The sequence below is a fragment of the Methylobacterium trifolii genome (assembly GCF_022179685.1).
Taxonomy (GTDB): domain Bacteria; phylum Pseudomonadota; class Alphaproteobacteria; order Rhizobiales; family Beijerinckiaceae; genus Methylobacterium; species Methylobacterium trifolii.
Window position 1 is genome coordinate 1 of record NZ_BPRB01000234.1, and the last position, 12,632, is coordinate 12,632.

Genomic DNA, 12,632 nt, shown 5'->3' on the forward strand with positions numbered 1-12,632 from the left:
AGGGCGAGCGCCGCGAGGGCGGCCGGCCCCCAAATGCACGCCCCCAAGGTGCGCGACCCCAAGGGGATCGCTTCCAGGGGGATCGGCCGCAGGGCGACAGGCCCGGCGGCAACCGGTCCGGTGGCCGCCCCGGCGGGGACCGCAACGAGGGTGGCGGCTACAAGGGCCGGACCGGCGAGGGCGGCTACAAGGGCCGTTCCGAGGGCGGTGGGCAGGACCGGGCCGGCGGTGGCCGTCCGGGCGGCGCCAAGTTCGGGGGCAAGCCGGGGGGCTTCGGCGGCAAGCCCGGCGGGTTCGGAGGCAAGCCCGGCGGGTCAAAGCCGGGGGGCTTCGGTGCGCGGCCGGGCGGGGCCAAGCCGGGCGGATTCAAGCCGGGCGGCTCCAAGCCCGGCGGGCGTCCGCCGCGCGGCGCCCGGTGAGGATCGTCGGCGGGGCGTGGCGCGGCCGCCGGCTGGCCACGCCCCGCACCGACGCGATCCGGCCGACCTCGGACCGGCTGCGCGAGGCCCTGTTCAACGTGCTGGCCCACGCCTACGACGACGCGGCCGCGGGTGCCCGCGTCCTCGACCTGTTCGCGGGCACGGGGGCGCTGAGCTTCGAGGCCCTGTCGCGGGGGGCGGCCTACGCCCTCCTCGTCGACGAGGGCGCGGAGGCCCGCGCCGTGATCCGCACCAACATCGAGAGTTTCGGGGCGGAAGGCACGACCCGCCTGTTCCGGCGCGACGCCACCCGCCTCGGGCCGGCGCAGGAGCCGGGCTTCACGCTCGCCTTCTGCGATCCCCCCTACGGACGGGACCTCGCCCCGGCCGCCCTGTCGAGCGCGGCGGCGGGCGGGTGGCTGGCGGACGGCGCCCTCGTCGTGGTCGAGGAGGCGGAGGATTCAGGCTTCGCCCTGCCCGCCGGGTTCTCCGAACTGGAGCGCCGGGCCTACGGCGAGACGGCCGTCACCCTGGCGCGCTTCACGGGGTGAGGGCACGAGGCGGCGCCCCGCAATCCGAAAAGTGCACCGCGAGCCAGATCGTCGGGCTGTCCGTCCATGCGACCCGGTGGCGGCGACGGGCCGGGATCAGGACGTGGTCGCCCGGCCCCAGCCGGCGCGGGGCCGTCTCGTCGGCGAAGTGCAGGCCGGCCGCGCCCGCGAGCACGGCCACCCACTCCGCCTCCGGCTGGTCGTACCAGAAGCCCGGCGGGCTCGCCTGGCCCGTCGAGACGATGCGCTCGATGCGAAGGCCCGGCGCCCGCACGAGTTCGGCGACGACCTCTTCGGCGGCGGCAGCGGGCAGGTCGGCGAGGAGGTTGTGCGGGATCATGCGCGCGCCCGTCGGGCCGTGGATCGGAGGCAGGGCATACCCGCTTCCCGCCCCGGCCGCGAACCCGGTGCCTCGGCCGGGGCGGTCCGGTTCGTCCCGCACGCGGTGCGGTTCCCCTTGACCCGCCCCACGCCCGCGGCGACATCACGCGTCGCGAAGAGGAGCGACCATGGCGGGCCTGAAGGACAAGCGCGGCTTCATCGACAAGGACCGCCTCGACCTCTCCGAGCGGAAGGCCGTGGAATACTGGATGAAGCGCTGGGGCGTGACCCAGGACCAGCTCACCACCGCCCACCGCAAGGCCGGGCGCATGGTCAAGGACATCGCGGCGGAGCTGGGCAAGAAGCGCTGAGGCGATATGTCGAACGGGGACTCAGACCGTCCGTTCGACCATCATCTTCTTGATCTCGGCGATGGCCTTGGCCGGGTTGAGGCTCTTGGGGCAGGTGTTGGCGCAGTTCATGATCGTGTGGCAGCGGTAGAGCCGGAACGGGTCGTGCAGGGCGTCGAGCCGGTCACCGGTGTTCTCGTCGCGGCTGTCGATCAGCCAGCGATAGGCCTGGAGCAGGGCCGCCGGGCCGAGGAAGCGGTCGCCGTTCCACCAGTAGCTCGGGCAGGAGGTGGTGCAGCAGGCGCACAGGATGCACTCGTAGAGCCCGTCGAGCTTGGCCCGGTCCTCCGGGGTCTGCTTCCACTCCTTCTCGGGGGCCAGCGTGTCGGTCTGGAGCCAGGGCTCCACCGCGGCGTGCTGGGCGTAGAAGTTGGTCAGGTCCGGCACGAGGTCCTTGAGCACGGGCATGTGCGGCAGCGGATAGATCTTCACCGCGGCCGTCTTCCGGCCCTTCGCATGCTCCTGGCACTCGTCGATGCCCATGGTGCAAGCGAGCGCGTTCTGGCCCTCGATGTTCATGGCGCACGACCCGCAGATGCCCTCGCGGCAGGAGCGGCGGAAGACCAGCGTCGAGTCGACCTTGTTCTTGATCCAGAGCAGGGCGTCGAGGACCATGGGGCCGCAATCGTCCCGGTCGACCTGATAGGTGTCGATCCGCGGGTTGGCGCCGTCGTCCGGGTTCCAGCGGTAGACCCGGAACTCCTTGAGGTTCCTGGCCCCCGTCGTCGCGGGCCAGGACTTGCCCTCGGTGATCCGGGAATTCTTGGGAAGGGAGAATTCGGCCATGTCTTTCCGTCCGTCTATGAGATCGCGCCGAGGCCGGGCCTGAGGCGAGCCTGGCCGGAATCGATCGTGAGGATCGCGCCGCCCCCGAGTGCGGGACCGGCATTGGCAATGGACTGCGTGACGAAGCGTCCGACGATCGATGGATCGGTACTCACCGCTCGCAACTGCACGACACTCGGGGCCTTCAATCCGCGCGTCGCGACGGCAGTCGCAAAATCCAGATCCGCGGTCAGGACGATCCGGTCTTCTTGAACGGCCCAGGCTAGAATGTGGTCGTCCGAGGCATCGGTCGCCCCGACGTCTCGCCAGTGGACGGCATCATGCCCTTCCGCCGACAGCACGCCCGTCCATTCCGGCGAGAGGTTCACGTCGATCACGAATCTCACGCCGCCGCCACAGGCGTAATCTCACGCTCGGAGGCAAGCCACGCCCCGTAGCGGATCGACTCCAGGACATCCTCGCGCTCGATATAAGGATAGAGTTCGAGAAGCCTCTCGATCGAAGTTCCGGAACCGAGATTGCCCAGAATCATCCCGACCGTGACGCGCATGCCGCGGATGCACGCCTTTCCCCCCATCACCTGAGGATCGGTCGTGATGCGGGGAAATCCTGCAAACGTGCGTGTCATCACGCGCTCCGGTCGGATGGCTTCAGCTCAATACACCCGCGCCTTCGGCTCGATGTACTGGATCTCGTTCGACATCGTGTAGGTGTGCACCGGCCGGTAGTCGATGCTCACCTGATGCGTGCTCTCGTCGAGCCAGGAGAGGGTATGCTTCATCCACTCCTTGTCGTTGCGGTCGGGGAAGTCCTCGCGGGCGTGCGCGCCGCGCGATTCCTGGCGGTTGGCGGCCGATTCCATGGTGACGACGGCCTGGCCGATCAGGTTGTCGAACTCCAGGGTCTCCAGCAGGTCGGTGTTCCAGACCAGCGAGCGGTCGGTGATGCGGATGTCGGCTGACGCGTTCCAGACCTTGTGGATCAGGCCCTTGCCCTCCTCCAGCACCTCGCCGGTGCGGAAGACGGCGCAGTTGTTCTGCATCGTCTTCTGCATCTCCAGGCGCAGCTCCGCGGTCGGCGTGCCGCCGTCGGCGTAGCGGAACCGGTCGAGGCGCGCGAGCGACTTGTCGGCGGAGTCCCTGGCCAGATCCATCGGGCGCCCGTTCGGCTCGACGATCTCGGCGCAGCGCTGGCCCGCGGCGCGGCCGAACACCACGAGGTCGATGAGCGAGTTCGAGCCGAGGCGGTTGGCCCCGTGCACGGAGACGCAGGCCGCCTCGCCGATCGCCATCAGGCCCGGCACCACGGTGTCGGGGTTGCCGTCGCGCAGGGTCAGCACCTCGCCGTGATAGTTCGTGGGGATGCCGCCCATGTTGTAGTGCACGGTCGGGATGACCGGGATCGGCTCCTTCGTGACGTCGACGCCGGCGAAGATCTTCGCGCTCTCCGAGATGCCCGGCAGGCGCTCGTGCAGAATCTTCGGGTCGAGGTGGTCGAGGTGCAGGAAGATGTGGTCGCCGCCCTTGCCGACGCCGCGCCCGCCCCGGATCTCCATGGTCATCGAGCGCGAGACCACGTCGCGGGAGGCGAGGTCCTTGGCGGACGGCGCGTAGCGCTCCATGAAGCGCTCGCCTTCCGAGTTCGTCAGGTAGCCGCCCTCGCCGCGCGCGCCTTCCGTGATCAGGCAGCCGGCCCCGTAGATGCCGGTGGGGTGGAACTGCACGAACTCCATGTCCTGCAGCGGCAGGCCGGCGCGCAGCACCATGGCGTTGCCGTCGCCGGTGCAGGTGTGGGCGGAGGTGGCCGAGAAGTAGGAGCGGCCGTAGCCGCCGGTGGCCAGCACCACCATCTGCGCCCGGAAGCGGTGGATCTCGCCGGTGGCCTGGTCGAGGGCGATCACGCCGCGGCAGCGGCCCTCGTCGTCCATGATCAGGTCGAGGGCGAAGTACTCGATGAAGAAGTTGGTCTGGTTCTTCACCGCCTGCCCGTAGAGGGTGTGGAGCATGGCGTGCCCCGTGCGGTCGGCCGCCGCACAGGTGCGCTGCGCGGTGCCCTTGCCGTAATCCGTGGTCATGCCGCCGAAGGGCCGCTGGTAGATTTTTCCTTCTTCGGTCCTGGAGAAGGGGACGCCCCAGTGCTCCAGCTCGTAGACGGCCGCCGGGGCGTTCCTCACGAGGTACTCGATCGCGTCCTGGTCGCCGAGCCAGTCCGAGCCCTTCACGGTGTCGTACATGTGCCAGCGCCAGTCGTCCGGGCCCATGTTGCCGAGCGAGGCCGAGATGCCCCCTTGGGCCGCCACCGTGTGCGAGCGCGTCGGGAACACCTTGGTGATGCAGGCGGTGCGCAGGCCCGCCTGCGAGCAGCCCACGGTGGCGCGAAGCCCCGCGCCGCCCGCGCCGACGACCACCACGTCGAAGGTGTGGTCGTGGATGGTGTAGGCGGGGCCGGTCCCCCCGTTGCTTCCGTTGGCGGCCATGTGCGGCTCCTCAAGCTCGATGACGGGTCAGACGGGCTGGCCGAGCCCGACGCGCAGGATCGCGTAGATGCAGGCCACGGCCACGACGACCGCGTAGGAATTGTTGGCAAACAGCGCCGCGACCTTGAGGCCGGGGGCGTGGACGTAGTCCTCGATGACGACCTGCATGCCGATCCGCATGTGGATCGCGACGGAGGCGACGGCCAGCACAAGGACGATGGCGACGATCGGGTTCGAGACCAGGGCGACCGCCTCCGGATAGGTCCGGCCGGACATCCGGGCGACGATGACCACGAAGGCCAGCATCAGCACGGCGTTGGCCGCGGCGGTGACGCGTTGCTGCCACCAGTGCCCGGCCCCGTGGCCGGCGACGCCCAGGCCGCGCACGCGGGCGCGCGGCGTGCGGATCGATGTGCGATGCGTGTCGGCCATGGCGGAGCTCCTCAGCGCACGAGCAGGGCGAGGGCCCAGATCAGGACGGTGAGGGTCACCGAGCCGATCAGGGTGGCGCGGGCCATCCGCATGCGCGTGTCGCGCTCGAAGCCGATGCCGGCGTCCCAGACGAAGTGGCGCAGGCCCCCGAGCAGGTGGTGCATCAGCACCCAGGTATAGGCGAACAGCACGAGGCGCCCGATCCACGAGCCGAAGAACCACGCCACCCAGGAATAGGCGGCCGGCCCCGAGGCGAGCGCCACCAGCCAGATCGCCACCAGGGCGGTCCCGCCGTAGAGGGCCGTGCCGGTGATCCGGTGGAACACCGACATCGCCATGGTCCAGGTCCAGCGGTAGATCTGGAGATGGGGCGAGAGCGGCGGTGCCACGGTGGGCAGGGCGGTTGGTGCCATCGTCCTGGTGCCTCGTGCAGTTGCGAACTGAACTGTCTCTAAAGTGGTAGCGCTAGAGTGCGTCCCGGCAAGCCGCAATGCCTCCATGGTGCAACGCGCAAACACCGGGGGCCGTGCTGTTGCGGACGATTCGTCACGGCAGCCGCCCGAGGATGCGCCACCAGGCGTAGTCCAGCGGCAGCGCGATCGCGAGGGAGGCCAGCCCGAAGGCGAAGGTCAGCTTCGTCGCGTCCCGTAGTGAGACCCGCCCGAGTTCGCGCGCGAACACGATCGGCGGGGCCTGGTAGGGGAAGAACAGGGTCGCGTAGCCGACCACCTGGATCATCACCACGGTCATCGGGTCGAAGCCGCTGGCGCCCGCCATCTCGCCCGCCAGCGCCGTGTAGAGGGCCGGCGCCCCGTTGGCGGTGACGAGCAGCGTCAGCAGCGTGGCGATCCCGGCCAGCACGAAGAAGTTCCGCGCCGTGGCGCCGGGCTCCAGCGGGGCCACCGCCAGGAGCGCGTGGCCGAGGCGTGCGCCCAGGCCCGTCTCGTTGACCAGGGCGACGAGGCCCAGCAGCGCCGCGATGTAGAAGCAGGTGCGCAGGGAGACCTGCCCGAAGGCCTCGGCCGGCAGCACGCCGATGCGCGGCATCAGGCAGACCAAAGCGGCGGAGAGCCCCACCCAGGCCGGGGCGATGCCGTGCAGGCCGTCGCTCACCCACAGGGCCAGGGTGGCCGCCAGGATCACCGCGAGGCGCCGCTCGGCGCCTGAGATCGGCGGCAGGGCCGGGAGCGCGCCGGCCCCCGCCTCCAGGGTGTCGGGGAAGATCCGGACGATCAGCACCACCAGGATCGCGCCCTTGACCAGGGCCAGCACCGGCGCGTGCAGCCAGAGATAGGGCAGGTAGGTGAGGTGCAGGCCCAGGAGCCGCTCGGCGGCGCCGGCCATGACGAGGTTGGGCACGTTGGCCGGCAGGATCGCGGCCGAGAGGATCGGCGTGGCGAGCCCCACCGCGAGGACGGCGCCCGTCCGTCCCGGACGCCCCGGCCGGAGCCCGAAAGCGTCGCACAGCGCCAGCGTCACCGGGATCATCAGGGCGACGCGCCCCAGGTTCGAGGGCATGACGAAGGCCAGCCCGAAGCTGAAGGCCACGATCCCGCCGACGAGGCGCGCGTAGGAGCCCGAGAGCCGCCCGCTCAGGCCCTGCGCCAGGCGCGCGCCGAGGCCCGTGCGGGTCATCGCCACGCCCACCACCATGCCCGACAGCACCAGCCAGAAGGCGGAGGAGCCGAATCCGGAGAAGACGGTGCCCGCCGTGCCGAGCTTGAGCAGCATGGCGAGCGTGAAGAACAGCAGCGCCGTGACGATCTCGGGCAGGAGCACGGTGGCCCACAGGCCCATGCAGAGCACGAGCAGGGCGCCGGTCGCCAGGATGGCCGCCTCCCCGTCCATCGCCCGTCCCCCCCTGCGTTGCGTGGCCGCCATCCTTTCCAGTCTGGAGCGGTTCGCAATTCGGGAGTCCTTGACGGAGCCTTCGTCGATCACGAAGGATGAAGGGTGGGACGGCCCGCGAAGCCCGGTGCTCGCCGCCGCGATCACTCTTTCGTGAGAGGTGGTCTTCGAATGATGATCTCTCCAGGCTTCGCCTCGGGCGGATACCGATCCGGACGCGATACCCGATGATGCGCTTCGACCTCGTGGACCTCGGCCTGTTCCGGCACGTGGTCGAGGCCGGCTCGATCACCCACGGGGCAGCGCGGGCGAACCTGGCGCTGGCCGCCGCCTCGACCCGGATACGGGGCCTGGAGACCTCCCTCGGGGCGGCCCTTCTGACCCGCGGCCGCCTCGGCATCAGCCCGACGCCGGCCGGCCGGGCGCTGCTGGCGCACGCCCGCGACCTGCTCGCCAGCGTCGAGCGGATGCAGGGGGAGCTGTCGGCCTTCTCCGGCGGCACGGTCGGCCAGATCCGGGTGCTCTCCAACACCAACGCCCTGACCGAGTACCTGCCCGAGGCCCTGGCCGCGTATCTGGCCGAGCATCCCGGCGTCAGCGTCGAGATCGACGAGCACACCTCGGACGAGATCGTCGGCCTCGTGGCCGAGGGCGCTGGCGACATCGGCATCCTGTCGGGGGCGGTCGACACCGGGACGCTCCAGACCTTCCCGTTCCGCAAGGACCGCTTCGTGCTGGTGGCGGCGGGGGACCATCCCCTGGCGCAGCGCGACTCCGTCCCCTTCGCCGAGATCCTGGTCCACGACCTCGTCGGCCTCGACCGGGCCAGCGCCATCACCCGGTTCCTGGCCGACAAGGCCGCCCGCATCGGCCGGCCGATGCGCCTGCGGGTACAGCTGCGGGGGTTCGACGCCGTCTGCCGCCTCGTGGACGCGAAGGTCGGCCTCGGCATCGTGCCGGAGAGCATGGCCCGGCGCGCCGCCCGCGGCCTCGACATCGCGGTCGTGCCCCTGACCGACCCCTGGGCCAGCCGCGACCTGACCCTGTGCCTGCGCGACCTGCCGACGCTGCCCGCCTTCGTGCAGGACTTCGTCAGGCATCTGCGCGCATAGATTCGCCGGTCTCGGGCTTCGGAAAAAAAGCGGAAACATAAAAACCGCACGGTCGATTGTTCGATCTTTAGCGTATCCGGACCGATTTCGTGGATCGATCGCGGTTCCACGCCGGCGAAAGATCGTGTGCGTGGCGTGCCGTTTCGACACGGCATGCGGCATGCACTGCCGATCGTCCGGCGAATACGTCCGTCGCAATCTGGAACGACCTATGACCATGCCCAGCCGGCCGAGCCCCTTCGACGTCGTCGTGATCGGCGCGGGTCTGGCCGGCACCTGCCTCGCCGGAATCCTGGTCCGGGCGGGCCGGAGCGTCGCCCTGGTCGACGCGCACGCGGTCCACGGCCACGATTTCCGGGCCGAGAAGTACGGCGCGGCGCAGATGGCGCTGTTCGAGAAGCTCGGCTTCGGCCCGGCCCTGCGGAGCTTCACCACGCCGACCCGGGAGGTCGAGGTGGTGCGCTTCGGACGCCTCGCCCACCGGGAGCGCTCGGACGAGTACGGCGTGGCCTATCCCGACCTCGTCAACGGCCTGCGGGCCGACCTGCCGGAGGGCCTCCTCACGGTCGGCCGCGTCGCCGACCTCGACTTCGGGCCGGCGATCCAGGCCGTGACGCTCTCCGACGGCCGCCGCTTCGAGGGCCGCCTCGTCGTGCTGGCGACGGGCCTCGGCGAGGTGCTGCTGCGCAAGGCCGGGGTGTCGAAGCGGCTGATCGGCGCCCGGCACTCCCTGGCGATCGGCTTCGACATGGCCGCGCCCCGCGCCGCCTTCCCGTTCCCGGCGCTGACCTATTTTTCCGAAGGCTTCGGGGGGCGGGACGCCTACCTGACCCTGTTCCCCCTGGGCGAGACCATGCGGGCCAACCTGTTCTGCTACCGGGAGCCCGGCGAGCCCTGGACAAAGGCGCTGCGCGCCGACCCGGAGGCGGCCCTGCGCGCGCTGATGCCGGGGCTCGACGCCCATTGCCTCGACCTGCGCGTGGCCGGGCCGGTGGAGGTCCGCCCGATCGACCTGAGCCGGGTCGTCGGCCACGAGCGCGAGGGCCTGGTGATCGTCGGCGACGCGTTCCAGACCGCCTGCCCGATCCCCGGCACCGGGATCGGCAAGGTGCTGACCGACGTGGACCGCCTCGCCAACGTCCACCTCCCGGCCTGGCTCGCCACCCCCGGCATGGGCCGCGACAAGGTCGCGGCCTACTACGCCGACCCGGTCAAGCGGGCCTGCGACGACCGGAGCCTGCGCACCAGCCTCTACGCCCGCGCGCTCAACGTCGAGACCGGCCTGCCCTGGGCGGCCCGGCGCCTGCGCAACCGCGTCGCCCGCCACGTCATCGGCGCCTCCGCCCGCGCCGCCCAGGCCGCGACCGTGGCCGTGTCCCACCTCGCGACGCTGATCGCGGGCTGATCCCGCATCGGGACAGGCCGCCTTCGCCCGCCATTGCTCCGTCGCAGGTTTGGCGTAGCCTGAGGGCTCGGACGGCAACGGGGCGGACAGGCATGGCGATCGCGACGGTGGATTCCCTCGGACCGCGCCGGGGCGCGGCCCTGCTGCTGGAGGTGCTGCGCTCGGAGGGCGTGCGCTACATCTTCGGCAATCCCGGCACCACCGAACTGCCCCTCATCGACGCCCTGACGGACACGGCCGACATCGCCTACGTCCTGGCCCTCCAGGAGGCGAGCGCGGTGGCGATGGCCGACGGCTATGCCCAGGCCGCGCGGCGCCCCGCCTTCCTCAACCTCCACACCGCGGGGGGGCTGGGCCACGGCTTCGGCAACCTGATCAACTCGCACATCTCCGGCACGCCGCTCGTCGTGACCGCGGGCCAGCAGGATTCGCGGCATTCCATCACCGACCCGCTGCTGTTCGGCGACCTCGTGGCCATCGCGAGCCCCGCCGTGAAATGGGCCCGCGAGGTCACCAACGCCGACCAGCTCGCGATCCTGCTGCGGCGCGCCTTCCACGATTGCAGCGCCGCGCCCTCCGGCCCGGTCTTCCTCTCCCTGCCCATGGACGTGATGGAGGCGATGACCGAGGCGCCCGCCGGCGAGACCTCGACCATCGATTTCTGCGCGGTGGCCGGCTCCCTGGACCGCCTGGCCGCGCACCTCGCCGCGGTGGCGCCCGGCCGGCTCGCCCTGATCGCGGGCGACGAGATCGAGACCAGCGACGCCGCCGCCCAGACCGTGGCCCTGGCCGACGCCCTCTCCGCCCCGGTCTACGGCTCGTCCTGGCCGGCCCACATCCCCTTCCCCACCGCCCACCCCCTCTGGGCCGGCAACCTGCCGACGCGGGCCGACGAGATCGCCGGCATCCTGTCCCGCTACGACGCGATCTTCGCGCTGGGCGGCAAGTCGCTCATCACCGTGCTCTACACCGAGGGCTCGGCCGTGCCCGCGGGCACGGCGGTGTTCCAGCTCTCGGCCGACGTGCGCGACCTCGGGCGCACCTACGCCACGACGCTCTCCATGGTCGGCGACATCCGCGCCTCCCTCGACGCGCTGCTGCCGATGCTGCGCCCCCGCCTGGCGGACCGGGCCGCGGCCTATGCCGACTTGCGCGCGGCGGCGGTCGACGCCCAGGCCGCCCGGCGCGCGCGGCTCAATGCGGCGGTGGAGGCGGCCTTCGACGACCCCGTGATCGCGCCCCTGGTGGCCGCGCGCGAGGTCGCCCGCGCGGTCGGCAGCGACATCGCCGTGGTCGACGAGGCGCCGGCCACGCTCGCGCACCTGCGCACCTTCCTCGACAGCGACGCCACCCACCAATACGCCTCGATGCGCGGCGGCGTGCTCGGCTGGGGCATGCCCGCCTCGGTGGGCTTCTCGCTGGGCCTCGACCGCGCCCCCGTGGTCTGCGTCGTCGGCGACGGGGCGGCGATGTACTCGCCCCAGGCGCTGTGGAGCGCCGCGCACGAGGATTTGCCGATCACCTTCGTGGTGATCAACAACGCCGAGTACAACATCCTCAAGCGCTACATGAAGAGCCAGAGCCACTACGCCTCGGTGCGCGCCAACCGCTTCATCGCCATGGACCTGACCGACCCGCGCATCGACTTCCTGGCGCTGTCCGCCTCGATGGGCGTGCCGGGCCGGCGCATCACGCGGGCCGCCGACATCGCGCCGGCGATCGAGGCCGGCATCCGCTCGGGCAAGGCGAACCTCGTCGAGGTGGTGGTGAGCGCGACGTAGGTTTTTGAGGAGGGCGTATCGGGTGTGGCGGCGCGCCGACGTTCAGAGGGCGCGGCGCTTCAGCCAATCATCGCGTGAGGCGACGCCGACGAGAACGCCTCGACCCGGTGATGGTCGGACAACGGTTCCGGGCCGGTGATCGTCACGCACGATCCCACGGGGCAGACGTCTGCAGGCGCGCGTTCGGTTGTGCCGGCGCGTCGAGGCGCGCCAGGAAGTCCGCGTAGGCTTCGGGGCCGACCACGAGCACGGTGCGGTCGAGCAGGGCCTCTTCCGCCGCGCGCCGTGCCGCGTCGAGGATGAAGTCGGTGCGGTTCCTACCCTCTGCCAGCGCGGCACGGTCGATGAGATCGCGCACTTCCGGCTTGATGCGGAGATTGAGGGTGTCGCGCTTGGGTGGCGCGTGCATGGCGCTCTTCATCGTCGGCGATCGTAAGATCGGAGTGATGGCCCTGTCGTGACATTTTGCGGAGATGCAGAAACCAGGGCTTATGATGGCGCAGGATGGAGGGCTTCGCTGACGGCTTCCGGATTGCGTCCGATCACGACGAGGTAGGCACGGGCCGCCGCATCGGGGTCTTTGCGGCCCTGCTCCCAATCCCGCAACGTGCCGAGCGGGATGTGGAAGCGCGTGGCGAATTCTTCCTGCGACAGGCCCAACGCACGGCGGATGGTGCGCACCTGAGGCGTGCGTTTCATCGTCGCCAGCCTCTCCGGTGTCAGAGGTTGCGCATCGGGGTCGTCCAGGGCGGCGCGGCGGATGTCTTCATCCGTCATGGCATCCGACCGTCGCCAGTCATGTTCGGTTGTCATCGGCATACCTGCGTCGCTCGAATGCTTCTGCTCGCCGTGCGGAAATGACACGGATGGCTTCCCCCCGGATCGCATAGGCGACGAACAGCACACGCTGTTCGACCATGGCCAGAGCCGCAAAGCGCGGCTCGTCGGCGGTCTGGCTATCGTCCGACCATTCCAAAATGAAAGGGTCTTTGAATGCCTCGCGTGCCATCTCGAAGGTAATGCCATGCTTGGCAAGATTCGTCGCGGCTTTGGCATCATCCCATTGGAAAGCACCATCGTCGATAGATACG

At 70.7% G+C, this 12,632-nt stretch carries 16 protein-coding genes and 1 pseudogene; 6 read left to right on the forward strand and 11 right to left on the reverse strand.

What is annotated here, in order from left to right:
• A pseudogene (locus tag COGEMETH_RS19140) lies at window positions 1-419 on the forward strand (pseudouridine synthase); the annotation flags it as partial.
• Window positions 416-970, forward strand: coding sequence for a 16S rRNA (guanine(966)-N(2))-methyltransferase RsmD (gene rsmD, locus COGEMETH_RS19145; RefSeq protein WP_238184196.1), 555 nt, complete (start codon window positions 416-418; stop codon window positions 968-970). The pseudogene COGEMETH_RS19140 and the gene rsmD, both read left to right, overlap by 4 nt.
• Here rsmD and COGEMETH_RS19150 read toward each other — a convergent pair.
• On the reverse strand, window positions 960-1,310 hold the full coding sequence (locus tag COGEMETH_RS19150) for a cupin domain-containing protein (RefSeq protein WP_238184210.1): 351 nt from the start codon (window positions 1,308-1,310) through the stop codon (window positions 960-962). The genes rsmD and COGEMETH_RS19150 overlap by 11 nt on opposite strands.
• Window positions 1,311-1,479: 169 nt before the next feature.
• Between COGEMETH_RS19150 and COGEMETH_RS19155 the strand changes: the two genes are divergently transcribed.
• Entirely contained in the window at window positions 1,480-1,662 is a 183-nt protein-coding gene (locus COGEMETH_RS19155) for a DUF3606 domain-containing protein (protein WP_238184197.1), read from the forward strand.
• A 21-nt stretch (window positions 1,663-1,683) separates the two neighbouring features.
• Here COGEMETH_RS19155 and COGEMETH_RS19160 read toward each other — a convergent pair whose 3' ends face one another.
• From COGEMETH_RS19160 to COGEMETH_RS19190, 7 genes are all read right to left on the reverse strand, one after another.
• Entirely contained in the window at window positions 1,684-2,487 is an 804-nt protein-coding gene (locus COGEMETH_RS19160) for a succinate dehydrogenase iron-sulfur subunit (protein ID WP_238184198.1), read from the reverse strand.
• Between the two features lie 14 nt (window positions 2,488-2,501).
• The gene (locus COGEMETH_RS19165; protein ID WP_238184199.1) at window positions 2,502-2,864 is read right to left on the reverse strand and encodes a DUF5615 family PIN-like protein; all 363 of its coding nucleotides are present in this window, start codon (window positions 2,862-2,864) and stop codon (window positions 2,502-2,504) included.
• A 5-nt stretch (window positions 2,865-2,869) separates the two neighbouring features.
• Window positions 2,870-3,115 carry a DUF433 domain-containing protein gene (locus tag COGEMETH_RS19170; RefSeq protein WP_238184200.1) on the reverse strand — a complete coding sequence of 82 codons (246 nt, stop codon included), beginning with the start codon at window positions 3,113-3,115 and terminating at the stop codon, window positions 2,870-2,872.
• Between the two features lie 27 nt (window positions 3,116-3,142).
• A complete protein-coding gene (gene sdhA, locus COGEMETH_RS19175) occupies window positions 3,143-4,963 on the reverse strand; it encodes a succinate dehydrogenase flavoprotein subunit (RefSeq protein ID WP_238184201.1) in 1,821 nt (606 codons plus the stop codon).
• A 27-nt stretch (window positions 4,964-4,990) separates the two neighbouring features.
• Window positions 4,991-5,395 (reverse strand): succinate dehydrogenase, hydrophobic membrane anchor protein, encoded by a 405-nt coding sequence (gene sdhD / locus COGEMETH_RS19180; RefSeq protein WP_238184202.1) that lies wholly within the window; start codon window positions 5,393-5,395, stop codon window positions 4,991-4,993.
• 11 nt (window positions 5,396-5,406) lie between these two features.
• Window positions 5,407-5,808, reverse strand: a complete 402-nt coding sequence (gene sdhC, locus COGEMETH_RS19185) for a succinate dehydrogenase, cytochrome b556 subunit (RefSeq protein ID WP_238184203.1) — start codon at window positions 5,806-5,808, stop codon at window positions 5,407-5,409.
• Window positions 5,809-5,941: 133 nt separating this feature from the next.
• Complete coding sequence (locus COGEMETH_RS19190; RefSeq protein ID WP_238184211.1) at window positions 5,942-7,243, reverse strand: SLC13 family permease; 1,302 nt, start codon at window positions 7,241-7,243, stop codon at window positions 5,942-5,944.
• Between the two features lie 227 nt (window positions 7,244-7,470).
• On the opposite strand from COGEMETH_RS19190, the gene COGEMETH_RS19195 reads away from it, so the two are divergent.
• The 3 genes from COGEMETH_RS19195 to COGEMETH_RS19205 all read left to right on the forward strand — a co-directional run bounded on the left by COGEMETH_RS19195 (window position 7,471) and on the right by COGEMETH_RS19205 (window position 11,541).
• Window positions 7,471-8,355 (forward strand): LysR family transcriptional regulator, encoded by an 885-nt coding sequence (locus tag COGEMETH_RS19195; RefSeq protein ID WP_238184204.1) that lies wholly within the window; start codon window positions 7,471-7,473, stop codon window positions 8,353-8,355.
• Window positions 8,356-8,566: 211 nt separating this feature from the next.
• A complete protein-coding gene (locus tag COGEMETH_RS19200) occupies window positions 8,567-9,760 on the forward strand; it encodes an FAD-dependent oxidoreductase (RefSeq protein WP_238184205.1) in 1,194 nt (397 codons plus the stop codon).
• 92 nt (window positions 9,761-9,852) lie between these two features.
• A complete protein-coding gene (locus tag COGEMETH_RS19205; RefSeq protein ID WP_238184206.1) occupies window positions 9,853-11,541 on the forward strand; it encodes a thiamine pyrophosphate-binding protein in 1,689 nt (562 codons plus the stop codon).
• Between the two features lie 142 nt (window positions 11,542-11,683).
• On the opposite strand, the gene COGEMETH_RS19210 is transcribed toward COGEMETH_RS19205, so the two are convergent.
• The 3 genes from COGEMETH_RS19210 to COGEMETH_RS19220 all read right to left on the reverse strand — a co-directional run.
• The gene (locus COGEMETH_RS19210) at window positions 11,684-11,962 is read right to left on the reverse strand and encodes a type II toxin-antitoxin system TacA family antitoxin (protein ID WP_238184207.1); all 279 of its coding nucleotides are present in this window, start codon (window positions 11,960-11,962) and stop codon (window positions 11,684-11,686) included.
• Window positions 11,963-12,030: 68 nt separating this feature from the next.
• Complete coding sequence (locus tag COGEMETH_RS19215; RefSeq protein ID WP_238184208.1) at window positions 12,031-12,318, reverse strand: helix-turn-helix domain-containing protein; 288 nt, start codon at window positions 12,316-12,318, stop codon at window positions 12,031-12,033.
• A 19-nt stretch (window positions 12,319-12,337) separates the two neighbouring features.
• Window positions 12,338-12,632 (reverse strand): BrnT family toxin (locus COGEMETH_RS19220; RefSeq protein WP_238184209.1); only part of this gene is annotated, 295 nt, incomplete at its 5' end.